19 protein-coding genes and 1 pseudogene are annotated in these 21,031 nt (G+C 38.6%); 14 read left to right on the forward strand and 6 right to left on the reverse strand.

Annotated elements, in window-relative coordinates; all coding sequences use genetic code 11:
* Positions 1-59 precede the first annotated feature (59 nt).
* From rpsK to alaS, 7 genes are all read left to right on the forward strand, one after another.
* Complete coding sequence (gene rpsK / locus GQO39_RS04550; RefSeq protein ID WP_007552567.1) at positions 60-449, forward strand: 30S ribosomal protein S11; 390 nt, start codon at positions 60-62, stop codon at positions 447-449.
* A 94-nt stretch (positions 450-543) separates the two neighbouring features.
* Entirely contained in the window at positions 544-1,557 is a 1,014-nt protein-coding gene (locus GQO39_RS04555) for a DNA-directed RNA polymerase subunit alpha (RefSeq protein WP_156851119.1), read from the forward strand.
* A 24-nt stretch (positions 1,558-1,581) separates the two neighbouring features.
* Positions 1,582-2,007, forward strand: coding sequence for a 50S ribosomal protein L17 (gene rplQ, locus GQO39_RS04560; RefSeq protein ID WP_007552569.1), 426 nt, complete (start codon positions 1,582-1,584; stop codon positions 2,005-2,007).
* Positions 2,008-2,261: 254 nt separating this feature from the next.
* Positions 2,262-3,656, forward strand: coding sequence for a DegQ family serine endoprotease (locus GQO39_RS04565; RefSeq protein WP_156851120.1), 1,395 nt, complete (start codon positions 2,262-2,264; stop codon positions 3,654-3,656).
* 8 nt (positions 3,657-3,664) lie between these two features.
* Positions 3,665-4,978, forward strand: coding sequence for a replication-associated recombination protein A (locus GQO39_RS04570; protein ID WP_156851121.1), 1,314 nt, complete (start codon positions 3,665-3,667; stop codon positions 4,976-4,978).
* Between the two features lie 610 nt (positions 4,979-5,588).
* Positions 5,589-6,632, forward strand: a complete 1,044-nt coding sequence (gene recA / locus GQO39_RS04575) for a recombinase RecA (RefSeq protein ID WP_007552574.1) — start codon at positions 5,589-5,591, stop codon at positions 6,630-6,632.
* Positions 6,633-6,830: 198 nt separating this feature from the next.
* Positions 6,831-9,494, forward strand: a complete 2,664-nt coding sequence (alaS, locus tag GQO39_RS04580) for an alanine--tRNA ligase (RefSeq protein ID WP_156851122.1) — start codon at positions 6,831-6,833, stop codon at positions 9,492-9,494.
* Between the two features lie 99 nt (positions 9,495-9,593).
* On the opposite strand, the gene GQO39_RS04585 is transcribed toward alaS, so the two are convergent.
* Positions 9,594-11,378: a glucan ABC transporter ATP-binding protein/ permease gene (locus GQO39_RS04585; RefSeq protein WP_156851123.1), complete on the reverse strand. Its 1,785-nt coding sequence runs from the start codon at positions 11,376-11,378 to the stop codon at positions 9,594-9,596.
* Between the two features lie 208 nt (positions 11,379-11,586).
* Between GQO39_RS04585 and GQO39_RS04590 the strand changes: the two genes are divergently transcribed.
* Complete coding sequence (locus GQO39_RS04590) at positions 11,587-12,570, forward strand: RluA family pseudouridine synthase (RefSeq protein WP_156851124.1); 984 nt, start codon at positions 11,587-11,589, stop codon at positions 12,568-12,570.
* Positions 12,571-12,826: 256 nt separating this feature from the next.
* Here GQO39_RS04590 and GQO39_RS09455 read toward each other — a convergent pair whose 3' ends face one another.
* Complete coding sequence (locus tag GQO39_RS09455; protein WP_155799336.1) at positions 12,827-12,940, reverse strand: transposase; 114 nt, start codon at positions 12,938-12,940, stop codon at positions 12,827-12,829.
* A 314-nt stretch (positions 12,941-13,254) separates the two neighbouring features.
* Here GQO39_RS09455 and GQO39_RS08975 point away from each other — a divergent pair, with 314 nt between their 5' ends.
* The 5 genes from GQO39_RS08975 (at position 13,255) to GQO39_RS04620 (ending at position 17,214) form a co-directional block, all read left to right on the forward strand.
* Positions 13,255-13,449: a hypothetical protein gene (locus tag GQO39_RS08975; protein ID WP_156851125.1), complete on the forward strand. Its 195-nt coding sequence runs from the start codon at positions 13,255-13,257 to the stop codon at positions 13,447-13,449.
* A gap of 20 nt (positions 13,450-13,469) precedes the next feature.
* Positions 13,470-13,814, forward strand: coding sequence for a prephenate dehydratase domain-containing protein (locus GQO39_RS04605; protein ID WP_246668525.1), 345 nt, complete (start codon positions 13,470-13,472; stop codon positions 13,812-13,814).
* Positions 13,801-15,006, forward strand: coding sequence for a DUF6421 family protein (locus GQO39_RS04610; RefSeq protein ID WP_156851126.1), 1,206 nt, complete (start codon positions 13,801-13,803; stop codon positions 15,004-15,006). Before GQO39_RS04605 ends, GQO39_RS04610 begins: the two co-directional genes overlap by 14 nt.
* A gap of 252 nt (positions 15,007-15,258) precedes the next feature.
* Entirely contained in the window at positions 15,259-15,936 is a 678-nt protein-coding gene (locus tag GQO39_RS04615; protein WP_246668526.1) for a DMT family transporter, read from the forward strand.
* A gap of 12 nt (positions 15,937-15,948) precedes the next feature.
* Positions 15,949-17,214, forward strand: a complete 1,266-nt coding sequence (locus GQO39_RS04620) for an ATP-grasp domain-containing protein (protein WP_156851127.1) — start codon at positions 15,949-15,951, stop codon at positions 17,212-17,214.
* A gap of 4 nt (positions 17,215-17,218) precedes the next feature.
* Here GQO39_RS04620 and GQO39_RS09180 read toward each other — a convergent pair.
* Positions 17,219-17,305: pseudogene (locus GQO39_RS09180) on the reverse strand (IS6 family transposase); the annotation flags it as partial.
* Positions 17,306-17,594: 289 nt separating this feature from the next.
* Here GQO39_RS09180 and GQO39_RS04625 point away from each other — a divergent pair.
* Positions 17,595-18,377 carry an ATP12 family chaperone protein gene (locus tag GQO39_RS04625; RefSeq protein WP_156851128.1) on the forward strand — a complete coding sequence of 261 codons (783 nt, stop codon included), beginning with the start codon at positions 17,595-17,597 and terminating at the stop codon, positions 18,375-18,377.
* Positions 18,378-18,421: 44 nt separating this feature from the next.
* Here GQO39_RS04625 and GQO39_RS04630 read toward each other — a convergent pair whose 3' ends face one another.
* From GQO39_RS04630 to GQO39_RS04640, 3 genes are all read right to left on the reverse strand, one after another.
* Positions 18,422-18,964 (reverse strand): hypothetical protein, encoded by a 543-nt coding sequence (locus tag GQO39_RS04630; RefSeq protein WP_007552648.1) that lies wholly within the window; start codon positions 18,962-18,964, stop codon positions 18,422-18,424.
* A 156-nt stretch (positions 18,965-19,120) separates the two neighbouring features.
* Positions 19,121-20,530 (reverse strand): type I glutamate--ammonia ligase, encoded by a 1,410-nt coding sequence (gene glnA / locus GQO39_RS04635; RefSeq protein WP_156851129.1) that lies wholly within the window; start codon positions 20,528-20,530, stop codon positions 19,121-19,123.
* 62 nt (positions 20,531-20,592) lie between these two features.
* Complete coding sequence (locus tag GQO39_RS04640; protein ID WP_007552650.1) at positions 20,593-20,931, reverse strand: P-II family nitrogen regulator; 339 nt, start codon at positions 20,929-20,931, stop codon at positions 20,593-20,595.
* Positions 20,932-21,031 lie beyond the last annotated feature (100 nt).

Raw genomic sequence — 21,031 nt, forward strand, 5'->3', positions numbered from 1 at the left:
AATAAAGAGGGTGGAGCTGCTGGTGTTACGGCAGTGAAGAGATCGTTGAAAGGAAAACTATGGCCAAGGAAGCCACACGGGTTCGTCGTCGCGAGCGCAAAAATATATCATCAGGTGTTGTGCATATCAATTCAACATTTAACAATACAATGATTACCATTGCTGATGCTCAGGGAAACACAATTGCGTGGTCGTCTGCTGGTGCTCAGGGATTTAAAGGATCGCGTAAGTCTACGCCTTTTGCGGCTCAGGTTGCTGCTGAAGATTGTGCTAGAAAAGCGCAGGAGCATGGTATGCGTTCTTTGGAAGTTGAGGTTTGTGGTCCTGGATCAGGTCGTGAGTCTGCTTTGCGTGCTTTGCAATCTGTTGGTTTTGTTATTACTTCCATTCGTGATGTAACGCCAATTCCTCATAATGGATGCCGCCCCCGAAAAAGACGGCGTGTTTAATTGGTGTTGTTTTTTCGTTGTCAGAGGTTTCTCTGATGTTCACATTGTCCGTTGTGATTGAATGGTAGCGGAATTAAAGAACGGGAATAAAAATATGATCCAGAAAAACTGGCAGGAACTGATTAAACCTAATAAGATTGAGTTTTTCGCACATGATAATCCAAACGTTTTGAGTGTGATTGCGGAGCCTCTTGAACGTGGTTTTGGTTTAACGTTAGGGAATGCACTTCGTCGTGTGTTATTGTCTTCTCTTCGTGGTGCTGCGGTTACTGCTGTGCAAATTGATGGTGTGTTGCACGAATTTTCATCAATTCCAGGTGTGCGTGAGGATGTTACAGATATTATTTTAAATATCAAAGAAATCGCACTTCGTATGGAAGAAGAGGGGCCTAAACGCCTTGTTCTTTGTAAAGAGGGTCCTAGTGTTGTAAGGGCTGGGGATATAAGTACTGTTGGGGATATGGTAATCTTGAATCCAGAGCACGTTATTTGTACTCTTGATGAAGGTTCTGAGATTCGTATGGAATTTATTGTTAATACAGGAAAAGGTTATGTTCCATCTGATCGTAATTATGTCGATGATGCGCCAATAGGTCTTATTCCCGTTGATAGTCTTTATTCACCAATTCGTAAAGTCTCCTATAAAGTAGAAAATACACGCGAAGGTCAAGTGTTGGATTATGATAAATTGACACTCACGATTGAAACAAATGGTGCTGTTAATGGAGAGGATGCTGTTGCTTTTGCGGCACGTATTCTTCAGGATCAATTATCATTATTTGTCAACTTTGAGGAGCCACAGAAAGAAATTGTTGAAGAGTCTGATTCGGAGCTTGCTTTTAATCCTGCGTTGCTCAAAAAAGTGGATGAGCTAGAACTTTCAGTTCGTTCTGCAAATTGTCTTAAAAATGATAATATTGTCTATATTGGTGATCTTATTCAGAAAACGGAATCTGAAATGCTTCGGACACCAAATTTTGGGCGAAAGTCGTTAAATGAAATTAAGGAAGTTTTGGCATGTATGGGGCTGCATCTTGGTATGGAAATTCCTGCATGGCCTCCTGAGAACATCGATGATCTTGCTAAACGCTATGAAGATCAGTATTAAAGTTAGAATTTAAGGAGAAGGCTCATGCGCCATAGTAACTCAGGTCGCAAATTGAACCGAACTGCTAGTCACCGTAAGGCGATGTTTGCAAATATGGCGGTTTCGCTGATAGAGCATGAACAAATTGTGACGACGCTTCCAAAGGCTAAAGAAATTCGTCCTATCGTTGAAAAGTTAGTTACTCTTGGTAAACGTGGGGGATTGCATGCGCGTCGACAAGCGGTTTCTGCACTTCGTGATGCAGGGAAAGTTGCAAAATTATTTGATACACTTGCTCCGCGTTATGCATCGCGAAACGGTGGATACTTGCGTATTATGAAAGCGGGGTTTCGTACAGGTGATAATGCTCCCATGGCTGTTATAGAATTTGTTGATCGAGATATCGATGCGAAAGGTGCTGTGGATCGTGCGCGTGCAGAAGATGCTGTAAATGAAAAAGCGTCTTCTTGATATTTTTTTCGTTGTGTTTGAGAAAGCCGCCTCTTAGGGCGGTTTTTTTGTTAGCATTACAGAGTAGACTTTATTCAAGTGATAAAAGTAAAAATGAGGATATAAAATATTGAATTATTTGTTCTTTATAATATTTATTGTTCAAATAGGTTGTTTTTATTCTCAAGTATAAATATTAATGGGGATCTTTAATTCATGGGAAATGAGAGGTGGCTGTCCTCTTAAAGAGTAGATTAGTTTATAAGGAGTGAATAATGAAGAATTCTCTTTTTGTTGGGCTTTTTTTTGTGATTATAGCGCAAATGTCATTTTCTTGCGCATTTGCCAAAATTCCGCAAACACAGTCAGAAATTACTCTTTCATTTGCTCCTTTAGTTAAAAAATCTATTCCATCTGTTGTAAATATTTATGCAGCTCGGCAAATTAGAGCGCGTTCACCTTTTGAAGGTGATCCATTTTTTGAGCAGTTTTTTGGTCGTTTTCAAAATAATCTGCCTGTACGTAAGCAATCTTCATTAGGATCTGGGGTGATTGTTGATGCACGTGGTTTGATCGTTACGAATTATCATGTCATTAAGGATGCAAACGAAATTAAAGTTGCTCTTTCTGATGGACGAGAATTTGAGAGTAAGGTTATGCTAAAAGATGAAGCAACGGATATTGCCGTGCTTGAAATTGATGCAAAAGGTGCGCAGTTTCCTGTTCTTCTTTTAGGAGATTCCGATGAGGTTGAGGTTGGTGATCTTGTTTTAGCAATTGGTAATCCTTTTGGTGTTGGTCAAACCGTTACAAGTGGTATTGTGTCAGCGCAAGCACGTACACGTGTTGGTATTTCTGATTTTGACTTTTTTATTCAGACAGATGCTGCTATTAATCCAGGGAATTCTGGTGGGGCTTTGATTGATATGAAAGGGCAATTAATCGGGATTAATACAGCTATTTATTCGCGTTCGGGTGGTTCTGTAGGGATTGGTTTTGCTATTCCGGCGAATCTTGTGAAGGTGGTGCTTGATACCGTTAAGCATGGTGGAAAGTATTTTGTACCACCTTATATTGGTGCATCTTTTCAAAATGTTACGCCTGATATTGCAGGTGGTTTAGGTTTAGAGCGTCCCTATGGTGCTCTTATCATTGAAATTAGCAAAGATAGTCCTGCTGAAAAAGCTGGTTTGAAAGTAGGCGATGTTATTTTGAGTATGCAAGGGGTACGAATTGATAGCCCAGATAGTCTTGGATATCGTTTAATGACAGCAAGCATGGGGCAGAACCTTCCTTTAGAATATTTACGAAATGGCAAAACTTTCAAAACAGAAATAATCGTTTTATCAATACCGGAATCTGAATTCTTAAAATCTGAAAAAATTATTGGTGAAGGTCCTCTTTCTGGTGCTGAAGTATTGGATTTAACACCGCAAAATAGTCGACGTTTTCATCTTCCAGCATCTGCAAAAGGTGTTGTGATTACCAATCTTGATGAGGCGAGCAATGCTGCTGGAATTTTTCGTTCAGGAGATATTTTGCGTGTTGTTAATGGCTACAAAATTCAAACAGTCAGTCAGTTGAAAAAGATTCTTGTGCAAGGTCGTCCGCGTATTTGGCAATTGGAATATGAACGTGATGGTATGTATATTCGCCAATTTATTCGCTGAGGTTTTTTTTGAATAAAGATTTTTTTACTTCGTCGCTTGATTTCCAAGTTAATAAAAATCGGCCGCTTGCTGAGAGAATGCGTCCTCGCTTTTTTTGTGATGTAATAGGACAAGATCATTTAGTTGGGGAGGAGGGATTGCTTTCACGCATGATAGCAGCTGGTTCATTTGGTTCGATGATTTTCTGGGGACCACCAGGGACAGGAAAAACAACAGTTGCGCGCTTGTTAGCGCTTGAAACAAATTTCTCTTTTGAGCAAGTTTCTGCTATTTTTACTGGAGTTGCTGAACTTAAAAAGATTTTTGAAAGTGCTCGAACTCGTTTTATGTCTGGGCGGAGGACGGTTTTGTTTGTCGATGAAATTCATAGATTTAATCGTGCTCAGCAGGATAGTTTTCTTCCTGTTATGGAAGACGGTACAGTCATTCTTATCGGTGCAACAACAGAAAATCCCTCATTTGAACTTAATGCTGCTCTTCTTTCTCGTGCGCGTGTTTTGACGTTTCTTCCCCATAACAATGAAAGTTTGAGTAAACTTTTGAAACGTGTAGAAGAAGTGGAAGGAAAACTTCTTCCCTTGGACGATGATGCCAGAAATGTTTTGATAAGGATGTCTGATGGTGATGCGCGGGCAGCGTTAACATTGGCTGAGGAAGTTTGGTGTGCTGCTCGACAAGGAGAGATATTTGATGCTGTTGCTTTGCAAAAAATCATTCAGCGTCGTGCTCCAATTTATGATAAAGGACAAGAGGGGCACTATAATCTCATTTCAGCGTTACATAAATCAGTTCGTGGGTCTGATCCTGATGCTGCTCTTTATTATTTGGCGCGTATGTTTGATGCGGGGGAAGATCCTCTCTATATTGGGCGAAGATTGGTTCGTATGGCTGTTGAAGATATTGGTTTGGCAGATCCTCAAGCTCTTGTCATTTGTAATGCGGCAAAAGATGCTTATGATTATTTAGGATCACCTGAGGGAGAATTGGCTTTAGCACAAGCATGTCTTTATGTTGCAACTGCGCCAAAATCAAATGCGACATATCTCGCGTATAAGGCAGCTATGCATTGTGCACGCAAAAATGGTTCTTTACCTCCTCCTAGGCACATTTTGAATGCACCTACGAAGTTTATGAAGGAAGAAGGGTATGGACATGGTTATCGTTATGACCATGATGAACCAGATGCTTTTTCTGGACAGGAATATTTTCCTGAAAAACTTGGGCGCCAGAGCTATTATCAACCACGAGAACGTGGTTTTGAGCGAGAAATTATGAAGCGTCTTGAGTGGTGGGAAAAATTGCGCAAAAAACGAGCCAATTAAAAATGAAATTTTGATTAGGACAGGATTTTTATGGATCTTAAACTTATTTTACACAGTTATGTGACTATAATTGCATTAATAGACTAGGATATGTCTTAAACGCTTATTATTTTTCATAGAGTGAAAAATTTTTCTTTTCGCATAAGAATTTATATGCCCTTAAAACCCAAATTCAAAAAATATTTGTCTAGCTATAATTCGTGTGTTGCTTTGTATTTGTGGTTTCAGTTGTATGCGATGTATTGTGGTTTTTATTGATGAGGAATTTTGGGGTTATCAATAGTTGGAGATTAGCTTAAGAGATATGATCTCTTAAGCGTTTGAGAAGTAACATAAAGGCTGTATATAAAGTACCATGTTACATTTAAATTGTTTCTTTTCTGGAGGAGGAATATAAATGTGCCAAGTTTCTTTTCTTAGCATGGAGGTTTTTTTTGTCATAAAATAAGGAATATCAAATCTTTCTATTATGATAATGATCTGTTGTCGACACAATGGGAGGTTAGAAATGGAAATAGTCTGTGAAAATTTAAACTCAAGACTTTAGTTAAGTTAAAATAACAGTGTACACTGGGTGTTTAGTTGTTATGAATCGGTCAAGGATATAATCGTGGATAAAACAAAGGCTCTCGATGCTGCTCTCTCACAAATTGAACGTTCTTTTGGTAAAGGCTCAATTATGCGTCTTGGGCAAAAAGAGCAGGTTGTTGAAATTGAAACAATTCCAACGGGCTCGTTATCCTTGGATATTGCTTTGGGTGTTGGTGGATTACCGAAGGGGCGTATTGTTGAGATTTATGGACCAGAAAGTTCTGGAAAAACAACATTGGCTCTTCATGCTATTGCTGAGGCACAAAAAATTGGTGGGATTTGTGCTTTTATTGATGCGGAGCATGCTCTTGATCCTATTTATGCGCGTAAGCTTGGTGTTGATTTAGAAAATTTGTTTATTTCTCAACCTGATACTGGTGAACAAGCATTGGAAATTACAGAAACGTTGGTTCGTTCTGGTGCTGTTGATGTACTCGTTGTTGATTCCGTAGCGGCTTTGACACCGCGGGCGGAAATTGATGGTGAAATGGGTGATGCTTTACCTGGGCTGCAAGCTCGGTTAATGAGTAAAGCGTTGCGAAAACTAACAGCAGCAATTTTTCGTTCTAACTGTATGGTTATCTTTATTAATCAAATTCGCATGAAAATTGGCGTCATGTTTGGTTCTCCTGAAACGACAACAGGTGGAAACGCTTTAAAGTTTTATGCTTCTGTTCGTTTAGATATTCGTCGTATTGGATCTATTAAAGATCGGGATATGATCGTTGGTAATCAGACACGTGTTAAAGTCGTCAAAAATAAATTGGCTCCTCCGTTTAAGCAAGTTGAATTTGATATTATTTATGGTGAAGGCATTTCCAAAGTAGGTGAGTTAATTGATTTGGGTGTCAAAGTTGGTGTTGTGGAAAAATCTGGTGCATGGTTTTCTTATAATTCTCAGCGTTTAGGGCAGGGACGAGAAAATGCAAAGCAGTTTTTACGTGATCACGCGGAAATAGCTACAGAAATCGAGACAGCTTTGCGGCAAAATGCTGGTTTAATTGCGATTGAATTGTTAGAAAATGTAGGTGCAGAAAATATAGAAAACGATGAAGAAATTTGATGGAATGCTTGTCTGAATATGCGGACGTCATTTATTTTTTTATTTGTTAGTGTTTTAAAATATTGAGATCGCTTTTCTAAATTTCTTTGAACAAAAAACCACCCTTTGATTAAATTAACTCTACGTATAGAAAAGAGGATATTTAATGGAAGGGGATTTTACTTATATGGTTTTGCGCTGTACTCCACAGGTTACGATATGAATAGTGTTAATAGTATACGGTCAACTTTCCTAGATTATTTTCATCTCAATGGGCATAAAGTTCTTTCTTCTAGCCCTCTTGTTCCGCGTAATGATCCTACACTCATGTTTACAAATGCAGGAATGGTGCAGTTTAAAAATGTTTTTACTGGACTTGAACAGCGTTCTTATAAGCAGGTAGCAACGGCGCAAAAATGTGTGCGTGCCGGTGGAAAGCATAATGATCTTGATAATGTTGGCTATACGGCACGCCATCATACATTTTTTGAGATGTTAGGTAATTTTTCTTTTGGTGACTATTTTAAAGAAGAAGCCATTTTTTTATCATGGAATCTTTTAACAAAAGAATTTTGTCTTCCAAAAGAGAAGTTGTTGGTGACAGTTTATCAAAGTGATGATGCAGCTGCTGAGTTATGGCGTAAAATTTCAGGTCTTCCTGATGAAAAAATTGTTCGTATTGCGACGTCTGATAATTTTTGGGCGATGGGAGATACGGGGCCTTGTGGTCCTTGTTCAGAGATTTTTTATGACCATGGCGATGGAATTTTTGGAGGACCGCCTGGAAGTGCAGATGAAGATGGTGATCGCTTTATTGAAATTTGGAATCTTGTCTTCATGCAGTATGAGCAGGTTGCTAAGGAAGAGCGTGTTGAGTTGCCTCATCCTTCTATTGACACGGGCATGGGGTTAGAGCGTATTGCAGCTGTTTTACAGGGTGTTCATGATAATTATGATATTGATCTTTTTCGTGCATTAATTGGTGCATCCCAAGAGATAACAGGGATTGAGGCAACGGGTAATTTTGTTGCGAGCCATCGCGTGATTGCTGATCATCTTCGTTCATGTGCATTTTTGATTGCTGATGGTGTTCTTCCCTCCAATGAAGGACGGGGGTATGTTTTACGTCGTATTATGCGTCGTGCTATGCGTCATGCGCATCTCCTTGGTACTAAAGAACCTTTAATGTGGCGACTTTTGCCTGCTTTAATTCATGAAATGGGACAAGCTTATCCTGAATTAGTGCGTGCTGAATCTTTGATTGCAGAAACTTTAAAGTTAGAAGAAACGCGTTTTCGTAAAACGCTTGAACGGGGATTGGAGTTGTTGAATGAAGCAAGTATTGCTCTTAAAGAAGGAGATTATTTGAATGGTGAAGTTGCTTTCAAGCTTTATGATACCTATGGTTTTCCGCTTGATTTGACGCAAGATGCACTTCGAAGTCGCGGAATATCTGTTAACGTTGACGTTTTTGATAAGGCGATGGAACGTCAAAAAGAGAAAGCACGTGCCAATTGGTCTGGTTCTGGAGAGGCCGTTACGGAAAAGATCTGGTTTTCTATTCGTGAAAAAGTGGGGAGCACAGAATTTTTAGGTTATGAAACCGAAACAGCTAAAGGTATTCTTACAGCTATTGTGTATGATGGAACAATAGTTGATCATATTTCTTTAGGGCAGAAAGCTATTCTTGTTGTGAATCAGACACCTTTTTATGGTGAATCTGGTGGGCAGATTGGTGATAGCGGTATCATTTCTCATGAAAGTTTTGTTTTTGAGGTGCATGATACTCAGAGAAAAGGTGATGGTGTTTTTATCCATATTGGAGAAGTGAAGTCTGGTCAGGCAAAAACGTCTGATTGTTTAGAATTAACCGTTGATATTGTTCGTCGTAAGAAAATTCGTGCAAATCATTCTGCTACCCATTTATTACACGAAGCTTTACGCCAAACATTAGGATCCCATGTTGCACAGAAAGGCTCTCTTGTATTGCCAGATCGGTTACGTTTTGATTTTTCTCATCCAAAACCTGTTTCTTCAGAAGAACTGAAAAAGATAGCAGATTTAGCGAACGATATTGTTTTGCAAAATAGTGAAGTAAAAACTCGCCTTATGCTCGTGGATGATGCAATTTCTGAAGGGGCAATGGCGTTATTTGGTGAAAGATATGGTGATGAAGTTCGCGTTGTTTCCATGGGAAACCAGCTTGAGCAGGGAGAGTTAAAGAGGAATTGGTCAATTGAGCTTTGTGGTGGCACACATGTGAAGAGAACAGGGGATATCGGTTTGATCCATATAGTTTCTGAAAGTTCTGTAGCTGCTGGAGTTCGTCGTATCGAAGCTTTAACAGGTACAGCCGCACGCCTCCATCTGAACCGCCAAGATGAGCGAATTCATGAAATTGCTGACCTTTTAAAAATTTCTCCGACTGATGTGGAAGAACGTGTTCGTATTTTACTTGATGATCGTCGTAAATTTAAAAAAGAGTTAAATGATGCACGCAAGAAAATTGCTCTGGACAGTGGAGGCATGAAGAGTGGTCAAGAAGATGTTACCATCATCAATGGCATTTCTTTTATGGGACGTGTTGTTGGAAACATTTTACCACGGGATCTCAAAGCATTAGTGGATTCTGGAAAGAAGCAAATTGGATCTGGTGTTGTCACTTTCATCGGTGTTTCAGAGGATGGTAAGGGGAGTGTTGTTGTTGGTATTACAGGTGATTTAATTCATAGATTGAATGCTGTTGATCTCGTTCGTGTTGTTTCAGGTATCCTTGGAGGTAAAGGTGGTGGTGGTCGTCCTGATATGGCGCAGGCTGGTGGACCTGATGGGAATAAGGCTGGTGAGGCACTTGCGGCATTAAAAGCTTTTCTTGAGGGATAATTTTTTGTTAGTTATTTGTGTTGCTTCGCTTCGAGATTTTTTAAAGAGAGTAGAGTTTGTAATTTAGATAGGATCTTTCTTAAAGAGTGAGTGCTGATTCTATGATGCAATGGTTTCATGCAATGGGAATACGTTTTTATCTTTTCCTATCACTGGTTGCTCGATTGTTAAACCGCTGGCTTGTAATAGTTTATAAAAGCGCCCACCTTTATTGATCAGCTCTTGAAAGCTTCCTTTTTCAATTAAATGACCATGTTCTAGAAAAAGCACAACATCAGCATTGCGTATTGTTGAAAGGCGATGTGCTATAATAAAAATGGTGCGGTTATGACTTATGCAATCAAGAGCATCTTTAACGTGCGCTTCCGTTTCAACATCAAGGGCACTTGTTGCTTCATCTAGAATGAGGATGGGGGCATTTTTTAAAACAGCACGTGCAATTGCTAAACGTTGTCTTTCTCCACCTGACAATTGAGACCCCCGTTCGCCGACCATTGTGTCATAACGATCGGTTTTTGTTAGGATAAAATCATGGGCAGCTGCTATTTTGGCCGCTTCATAAAGTTCCTCATCCGTTGCGGTTGTCCGTCCTACTGAGATGTTTTCGTGAATAGTTCGATTAAAAAGTCCAGAGTCTTGAAATACTGTTGCTAAAGATTTGCGTAAAGATTCGCGATTAACAGAGCGTATATTTATTCCGTCAATGGAGATATGTCCAAATGTAGGATCGTACATACGCTGCAGCAAATTGATTAATGTTGTCTTGCCAGCACCTGTTGGTCCTACAATTGCAACAGTTTGTCCTGCTTTAACCTCAAAGGAGATGTCAAAAACACCTTGAGAAGAATTTGGGAATTTATAGGTAACGTGATGAAATTCTATGGCACCCTTAACATTTTGAAGGGAAGGTAGATTTTCAGGTTCATTGATATGAAAGGTTGAGTCTTCCATTGCAAAGAATTCTTGTAGTTTTGCTTGTGAGGATACGGTTAAATTAATAAAACTGCTCATTTGATCCAGACGGCTAATCATTAATTGCGCAAATCCGACGAAGGCGACTACCTCACCTACACGTAATTGGCTTTTTGCTACAAAAAAAGCTCCAAGCAGAAGAACACAAACTATTGAAATAGTTGAGGCCATTCGGTTTAAGCCACTTGCAAGAGCCCACCAATTGAGAACAGGATTTTGTGCTTTAAGAAGATTGTTTGTATGCTGATGCAATGTGGAAGTTTCTTCTTTTACTCGGTTGTAGCTTTGTACGATGGAAACGTTAGAGATTGAATCACTTACATGTTTAAAAAGATTATGATGGTAGCTTTCTACAGCGGCTTGTCCGTCTTTTGTTTTTTGCATCACTAAACGTGCAATCAGTACATAAATGATGGCGAGTACAACCAAGACTGTTGAAAGACGCCAATTCATGTTAAAAGCTATGGGGATAAGAATGAATAAAGCGACAAGGGTTGAGAGATGTTGACGCATAAAATCAAGCCATATGGTTGACATAGAATCTACGGCGCGCAAGAGTGTGTGAAGAGAGTTAGAAGTTCCTCTTTGTTGATGCCACATTAAAGGCATAGCAATGATACGCTCAAAGGATTCCGCTAAAACAGTTATGCGACGTCTATGTGCTAAGCGATCCGCACCGCGAGCTACAAGAACGTAAGCAATAATATGTGAAAATCCAAAACATACCCAAATGGTGATGGTTAAAACAATACCTGATTTTTCTGCGATAGCGTCAATGACGCGTCCAAATAAAATAGGTTCTGCAATGGTGATAATAGCCAATATAATATTTGCTGTACAGATTAAAAGAGATGTATTTTTTTCTCTGTTTAGGTAGGTAAGAACACGTGCATAGGTTTTGAATAAGGACACAGAGCATTATCTCCAATAGTTATCATAAGTACAAAGGTTACAGTTCTGATAATCACTAAGTTTTGAGTTAATAAAATTTTATCAGTAAGAAAATGCAATTTTAGATACTGATTGTAATATGGTGTGATAAAACCAATTCTATAGGGTATGAGTTTTTGTGTTTAAGGCATAAAAAGGGCCAAGAAAATTGTCTGGTAAGGGAAGGGTTATGGTAGGCGTCGAAATAAAACAGGTCGAAGTAGATGAAAATGGAATGCGCTTGGATCGCTGGTTTAAAGTGCATTATCCAAGAGTTGGATTTGGATATTTACAAAAGTTGCTTCGTTCTGGACAGATACGAGTTGATGGTGGACGTGTTAAAACGGATACGCGTCTTTTTATGGGACAGGTTGTGCGTGTTCCACCTTGCCCTGTTGATGATAAGGAAAGCTTTCCTATAACGGATAAAACACTTCGTGGACAGGATGATGAAACTGTTTTGAAAAAAATGCTCCTCTATGAAGATCCAAAGGTTTTTGTTTTTAATAAGCCTGCGGGGTTAGCTGTACAAGGTGGCTCTGGCTTGACGCGCCACGTGGATAGCATGCTTGAGGCATGGCGCAATAAGAAAGGCGAAAAACCACGTTTGGTTCACCGCCTTGATCGTGAAACATCTGGTGTCCTCATCGTTGCGCGGTCTAGGAGTGCTGCGCAGGCATTGACGGCTGCTTTTAGAGAGCGGGAAACGAAAAAGACTTATTGGGCATTGGTTCGGGGAGTGCCTAAAAAAAAGCAAGATAAGATTTCAACATGGATGGTTAAGGATATCACTGCGCAAGGTGATAAAATGCGTGTTTGTGAACATGGAGAACCAGATTCTAACCATGCGGTTTCTTACTATCGCGTTTTAGATACTAGGGGGAGGGCTCTTTCGTGGCTTGAAATGGAACCTTATACGGGGAGAACACATCAGCTACGTGTGCATGCCGCCCATATGGATCATCCTATCATTGGTGATTCAAAATATTTTTTTTCTGATAGTAATTGGGCATTACTGGGGGGAATTCAAAACCGTCTTCACCTTCATGCGCGCCGTATTCGTATCCCTCATCCTTCAGGAGGGGTGTTGGATATTGTAGCACCCTTACCACCCCATATGGTACAAAGTTTTAATCTTTTGGCTTTTGATGAGCATGATGGTGAGACAGAATAGGTAGAATCGAATAAGGATTTTTGTCGTTTTTTCTTTTTGATTTGTGCAATTTTGTAAATTTGATAAGGTTTTACAGAGATCATTTGTTATGGGGAGAGCCTTAATAAGTGATCATTGTTCAAGAATTGTATTTTTAGTGATAAATCTGGCACATATCATTTACAATTTTTTCTACAGTTTCTTTATCCTATTATGCCCAAAAATATTGTTGTTTAAGGGGATATAAGGCATGTAAATTTCATACACCAAGTGTATTTTATTGTAGGATATATTGGCGAATAATGTCAATTGGTGTGCCTCCACAGCTACTAGCAACGTAGGATGATGACCAAGAGGTATTATTCCGTAACTTTCTTTGAGTGATAAGCATTTTTTCGGCTTTAGCGTTCTGCTAGAAACATCTTTTAAGCTGTTTACGCGTGTAGATATTGCTAATTTAGGTGGGTATTTAATTTGATCAATATAATAAGCCAACGGAAATAAATACTTCCTCAAAATAGGAAAACATAGTCTTAATTTTTTATATTTTTTGTTAAGAATGAATTATACTTTAAATTTGCATTTATATATATTGTTTAAAATACTAATTTGAAGTATTATAACCAATGAAAGCTCGATTCATTGTGGTTGATTCTATTCTACATATTTTAGTAATTTAGTCACATAATTGAAAGAATAGAGATCATGCAACCTGAAAATAATACTTTTATCTATACACTTGGCCCTGCGGATACTAACTGTGCGGCTGCGGCTCAATGGTGGTTTGACAATCATAATTTAAATATCTCTCCCACTGATTCAAAATCGCGTATTATCTTTACGCAACTCTTGAAGAAGCCTTTAGTGAACTTGCTCAGAAAAAAGATGGTTATCTCCTGAGTTGTGCTGCTTACCCCGATTTGCATACACTTATATTCACACGTTTAGGTGATATGCAATTATTTGATAGCTTTATCATGCCTACTCATCCTATGGTCTTAGCTAAACACAATAACTCTGATGAAATTAAAACTGTAGCTACTCATCCTGCCCCACAATCTCTGGTGGCACATCAATATGACAAAATATTTGCCAACAGCAATGCTGACGCAGCGGTTCTTTGTAAAGCTGAAAGAGCAGATGCTTGTATCACGACGTTGGTTGCTGCAAAGCGCTACGAGCTGAATATTGTCAAAAATTTTGGGCAAGTGCCAATGGCCTTCTTGCTCCACTCGCTAAAGTCAGCTCATCATGAAGCAATTTGAAACACTTCTTTCTATTGTTGACCTGGTTGACAAACTTCGTGTACGCCAAGAACTAGATGGTAGTATTAAAGAACCAATTTCAGCAGATGGTGATATGATCAATGAATTGATCACTCTGTTGAACCGTCATGTAGATATTATTGACGGATTATCTCCGGAGCTTTTAGCTACCACTTGTGATGATTTTAATCAGTGGATGCTCAGCGGTTTAAATACTCCCCCAAAATTTGATAACACTTTGGCTGCATTCAAAGCGCCATTACCAGATTCCCCTCTATTTTTTTTAGCTCCAATGCGTGCTACGAATGGGCCTGATCCAGAAGGATTTCGGCTAGAATTAGTTACAGGCTACCGTCATGAAACACCCTATCTTGCAGAGGCCTTAGAATATACAAAGAATTATGTATCACCGTTTCAATGTATAAAAATGGGAATAGCGTCAAGGGGATTTTTAGAGGGAAATTGTATTGTTCTATTCCCAGAATCTGTGGCTACTGCTAAGAAAATTGATAAGCAAGCATTTGCTTTGTTTTTTTTCAGCAAATTCTTTGATATTTACAATGAGCAGACAATCGTGGAAGCTGAACGTTTACTCGGTCGAGATAGTAAATTCCTATTTGGCCAATTGAGTAATCGTAGCTTATCTAAAGATGACGTTTATGATGTTCGTTGTTTGTGGGGCTATTATCATGACTATGCACACCATACTGGACCGCGGCCATTAGATAAGAATCTGTATATAAAATTAAATTGGTTTGCAGGTCTTCTAAAAGAAATTAAAGTGGACTTAATTACAGTGCGTATTATGCTACAAAATCGTCCAAAGTTTTGGAAAGAAATATCTGAGTTTGTCCTATTAGAACGCATATTTCGTTATCCAAAAGGTTCTGACCAGTATATGACGTTCGATGCTGGTACAGGTATCTTACTTTTTGAAATATTGATGCGTAACAAAGCATTGATTGAAACAGGGCGAGGTTATCTTCAATTTGATTTGGAGCGTCTTAAAGAAGTAATACCATTGATAATCGTAGATATAGAAGCACTTGAAGCATTGGATGATGACGCTTATTTAGCAGGTGCTAAAGATTATATCCAAAATAACCTTGGGAAGCCGAAAACTCCAAAGTCACGATTTGATTTTTCAACATCATATTATGCACGGCGAGTGATTGGAGGATTAAATCATTGAGTTTTTTAAAAGGACGGTTATTATTCTTTACTTTTACTATTCTAGCGTTGTTTTCCATAAGTTGGTTATTATCTAAGAATTTGGTTAACAGTATACCGGTAATGCATGCAGTTGGACTTAGGTTATGTGCTACTGCTGCAGCTTTATGGTTGATCGTAGTATTTCGTGAGAAAGCCGTTTTAAGATCATTACCGTTGCTTGCAATGGTGCCTTCTTTTTTAATTCTATCAGTATTAGGATTCTCGCTGTATTTTGTATGCAAGCTTTGGCGCTTTAAAATCGCTCAAAGCTAGTGATTTAACTATGGTGCTCGCCACTATTCCAGGTATTACCTATATATTGGGTGCACTGACTCACGGCCTTGAGTTCTCATGGCTGAAGCTTGGCGGGGTGATGATTGTTAGTGTAGCAGCTGTAGCATTCAATATAAACAGTGTAGAGGATGGATATTATAGCTTGATAGGGATAGGTCTTGCTTTAATAGCAGCACTTTCTTACTCTATTTATGGCTTGTTGTCTAAACGTTATCTTAAAAATTTACCTTTGCTATCCGCACTGGCTTGGATTACTACAATTTCTGCAGCATCATTTATGCCATTATTCATTTTTGATTCTGCTCCACTATTACATCTTAAGTTAGAAGATATATTTAAGATATTGATTTTAGGAGCATTTTTATCTGCACCAGGTTACGTATTGTACCAAAAAGTTTTAGCCGAAGGAGGCGTATTATACGCCAATACTATCGGCGTATTAGCTCCTTTTGCAGTAGTGGCATGTGAATGGATAATTGGTTCTAGAACTTCTCTAAGTGCTATCAAAATAATTGCTATGATTGTAGTTGTTATAGGGATGATACTCTTATTTATAGATGCATCAAAAGTATCTGGATGGCAACTGAAACACCGTTCCAAAAATTCTAAATTATAAGGAAAAAATAAAATGAAAAAATTGGCGTTAGTTTGTCAGCGTAATGCAAAACTACCCTTTATATTTGAAGCTGCGAAAGCAGCTAACATCGAATTAGTAATGATTTATGATATCGCTGAAAATGCACCTATTCAGCTACCTGCGGCAGTAACTTCAACTTGGCAGCTTCCTGTTTTTGATCATCCAGACTTAGCTCTAGACGTTTTTGCAGCCGGAGTGAAAGAACGCAATATTGGTGGGGTTATGACTCTTTGCGAAGAAGCCATTATATGGACAGCTTTAGCTGCAAAAAAAATCAATACTCCCAGTATTGAGCCAGAAGTAGCGGCATTAACTCGGAACAAATATCTAATGCGTCAAGCTTTTGTTAAAGCAGGGCTTAGAACACCAAGATTTTTTTATATAGATAATCCAGAAGATCTATCACAAGTACATGCTTTGGGTTGGCCGCTAGTCATTAAACCCGTTTTTGGAGCTGGTAGTATAGGCGTAATGTTAGCTAAAAACTCTGAAGAATTTCCTGATCTCATCAAAGTGGTATGGAATGTTCAGCATAAAGATATGGCACGTTTCAACTATGAAAATAAATCTGTAGGTTTAGTAGTAGAACAGTATTTACCAGGAAAAGAGTTTGTTGTGGAATGCTTTGTCGATACAGCAGGTGTGCACGTTTTGGCCGTTGGAGACAAGGGAAAACCTGAAGGACCATGGTTCGAAGAAACAATTTATCGTCAACGCCGTGATATAGACGATCCTTTAATTATTGCTTTATGTAAGGCTGCGTGCTCTGGGGTTAAAGCTCTTGGTATAAACATGGGAGCTGCCCATGTAGAGCTACGCTTAGATGCCAATAATTTACCTTATGTAATTGAGATCGGTGCTCGTATAGGTGGGTCAGGTGTTTCCCATTTTATTGTGGAGCAAGGTACAGGGATTTCATTTGGAAAACTGTGCATGAATGCTGCTTTAGCTGAACAAAACTTAGAGCTTCCGGATGTACTCCCAGCTGAAAAAGTGGCAGCAAATTACATTATTCCTCTTCGTGGTCATGGACGGTTTTCTGGATTTTCAGGTTTAGATAAGGTTGTACAGCATCCACTAACTGCTAGAACTATCATTTTCTTTGAAATTGATCATATTTCACCACCTCCACCAGCATTCGGTGGATATCCTGGTTTTATTTTCTCTGTTCATGCCTCAAACGAAGAAGCTCGCGATTACCATAAATGGCTTGATGATACCTTAAGCATCATATGGAAAGGCCACGTTTATCAATAGCTCAATAGAGATATTTTCCCTTGCCTTTAACTTTGATATAAGTCTCATCGATACAGACAGAGCTCCAATGCGGTTTTCTAAAATTTCGCAAACACTGTGGGCAGTAATGGTGGAATGGAATTTTTTTTAATTCAACACATCTAGTTTTTAGATTAAGTACAATACTTTAAAAAAATTGTTCTGACAGTTGTTGCTGAATATAAACAAGGCGTTCACCATTGTCTTGTTTGTAAAATAGACATGAAATATAGTCTTAAATCAGATTGATGCTGGTAAGATTTTTCTTTTTTAGGCCAGGGAAGGAGGCCAAGTTAAACCTCATTGAGAGGTATAAAATTTAGAAAAACCAGTTTTTTTTGAAAATATCAGAGGTAAATAATATGCGTGAAATTTTGAATCAGTTTGATATGCAATTGAATAAAAATAACCCTGTTCAAAAGACTCAAAATTTTTCATGTCAGTCGCTACCAAAACGATTTTATAAAGAAGTGAAAACTTTGTGTAAAGAAGAAGGTTTTTCTATATTGTTGGATGGATGTCCAGTTAAAACACCAGCAAGACGCCATTTTCTTGTACCTACAGCAGCATTTGCTACATTAGTGGTACAAGAGTTTGAAAGCCAAAAGCAAGTTATTGATCCAGCAAAAATGCCGGTTACGCGTTTGGTTAACACTGTTATTGATGGTATAGCTGATGATATGCAGGTTGTTTTTGAAGATCTATTACGTTTTGTTGCATGCGATATGATGTTTTATCGCGCACAAACACCAAAAGAGCTGGTGGAGCGACAACGTGAACAGTGGGATCCTTTATTGGATTGGGCAGAAGAAAAATTTGGTGCACGATTTCAGGTGACAGAAGGGCTTATGCATGTTGAACAATCTCGGGAATCTATCCAAGCAGTGAGTAATTATTTACGTCAAGTTGAGTCTCCTTATACGCTTGCTGCGCTTCATACAATGACAACCTTAACAGGATCAGCTCTTATTGCTCTGGCTGTTACTGCGGGGAATTTTGATGCTGATCATGCTTGGGATACTGCTCATTTAGATGAAGATTGGTTGATGGAACAGTGGGGTGTTGATGAGGAAGCAGTGACGCGTCGTGCTCATAAGAAAGCTGAGTTTAATGCTGCTGCTACAATTGTTACAACTTGTTTGTAAATTCAGTTTTTCTTCTGTTGTTTATGCTCGCGCTCTTTTCCAAATCATAGTATTTTCATAATTTTTTGCGGATTGATTTTAATCTTTTCAAGTCCAGGAAATGCTTCATTGCTTATATTTAAGATAGCTTCATCATTACCGCGGATAAAATACCATTGCTTGTTGTAAAGAAGGGCAATAATTTCAGTCTGAATGCAACGCTTTCCAGCATTTGTTACAGTTACAAACTCTACAGGTATAACGAAATAGGGAATATCATTATCAAGTTTGCCTTCACGTTTTTGTTTTGGATCTATATGGATACTTTCAATTTTATAATTTTCTGCCAACTGCTCTATTTGCTTTTTCATGATTTGTTGGAACTGCGATTTACTGATATTTTTTTTGGCAGCTAGACTAGCGATGATTTGGGGAGGAATAGCATTTAAGATGGTATCTGTATCGGCATTTTGAATTGCTTCGCTGTAAGCAGATGTTGCTTTTTCAAGGGTTGTAAGTTCTTGATTGGTAATGGTATAGGCTTGAACTGCTGATATAATAAAAGCAATGCATAAAAGAATGGGAAAGAGGTAACGAATTCTCAGCATTGGAAACCTTGATAATCGATTTGAGTGGATTCAACTAAACTTATAAATGAAAAGCACATTGGGAGAAAACTATCGGTGCCCTTTAAAAATAGGAATATCCACAAAAATGGAGGTTTTAACCTCCGTTTTGAATCAAAAGGAATGACTTTTTATTCTTTAAACAGAATAGTACATATCAAATTCAACAGGATGAGGAGTTGTTTCGTAACGCAAAACTTCTTGCATTTTTACTTGAATAAAGGAATTAATTTGATCATCATCAAAAACGTCACCGGCTTTAAGAAAACCGCGATCTTTATCAAGTTCTTCAAGTGCTTCGCGTAGACTACTTGAGACTGTAGGGATTTCTTTGCACTCTTTTAAGGGGAGGTCGTAAAGATCTTTATCCATAGCGTGTCCAGGATGGATTTTATTTTTGATGCCATCAAGACCAGCCATTAAGAGTGCTGAAAACGCCAAATACGGATTTGCTGTTGGGTCTGGAAAACGAACTTCTACACGTTTTGAATTTGGTGAAGCACTCATAGGAATACGGCAAGATGCAGAACGGTTGCGTGCGGAGTAAGCAAGAAAGACAGGAGCTTCATAACCAGGAACCAAACGCTTATAGGAATTGGTAGAGGGATTGGTAAAGGCGTTGATTGCTTTTGCGTGCTTAATGATACCGCCGATAAAGAACAAGCAAGTCTCCGATAGTCCTGCATATTCATTTCCCGCAAATATTGTTTTTCCATCTTTCCAAATGGATATATGAACATGCATACCTGAGCCGTTGTCACCAAAAACCGGTTTTGGCATGAAAGTTGCTGTTTTCCCGTAGCTGTTTGCTATTTGATGCACGACATATTTAAAAATTTGCATCTTATCAGCTTCACGAACAAGAGTATCAAAGCGCATACCTAATTCATGCTGGCTTGCTGCTACTTCGTGATGATGTTTTTCAACTTGGACCCCCATATCTTTGAGTGCGGTGAGCATTTCAGAGCGCATATCTTGGCAGGAATCGATGGGGGGAACAGGAAGGTACCCTCCCTTCATGCGTGGGCGATGCCCCAGATTGCCTATCTCATATTCCGTATCGTTATTAGATGGAAGTTCACTTGAATCAAGCTTAAATCCTGTATTGTAAGGATCAGTTTTATAGCGCACATCATCAAAGATAAAAAATTCTGCTTCTGGACCTACATTGATTGTATCTCCTATTCCTAAAGATTTTATATAAACTTCAGCTCTCTTGGCAATAGAACGAGGATCTCTACGATAAAACTCCCCAGAAACAGGATCGAGCACGTCACAAAATATGACTAAAGTAGATTGAGCAAAGAAAGGATCGATATGAGCTGTTTCTGAATCTGGCATCAAAACCATGTCAGATTCATGAATCGTTTTCCATCCGGCAATTGAAGAACCATCAAACATAACACCATCGCTAAATGTATCTTCGCTAATTTCTGTGATATCCATTGTTACGTGATGCAACTTTCCTCGTGGATCGGTAAAACGTAAATCAACAAAACGGATTTCGTTGTCTGCAATCTGTTTGATAATATCTGATGCAGTTGTCATATTCAATTTCCTTATGTGGGATTGATGTAGATAAAAAAGGTGAAAAATTTTGTTGTTATTTATTAAAGAGCATCGATTCCAGATTCGTTAGTGCCGATACGAATGGCATCATCAATGGAAAAAACAAATATTTTTCCATCCCCAATATGTTTTGTTTGAGCTGCTTCACGTATTGTGTTAACGGCTTGTTCCAACTTTTCATCCGCAACAACAATTTCAATCTTTACTTTAGGTAGAAAATCAACAACATATTGAGCACCGCGATAAAGCTCTGTATGTTCTTTTTGACGACCAAAACCTTTTGCTTCTGTTACTGTTATGCCATCTAAGCCAATTTTTTGAAGCGCTTCTTTTACTTCATCAAGTTTGAAAGGTTTTATAATGGCTTCAATTTTTTTCATGCCGAAATTATCTCCAACGTTAATTTGTCTTTTTAGACTGCATCACATTATATTGGCAACGGTAAGATGTTCAACAGATACTTTGTACACAAAAAATCAA

The organism is Bartonella refiksaydamii (assembly GCF_902652675.1).
GTDB lineage: Bacteria > Pseudomonadota > Alphaproteobacteria > Rhizobiales > Rhizobiaceae > Bartonella > Bartonella refiksaydamii.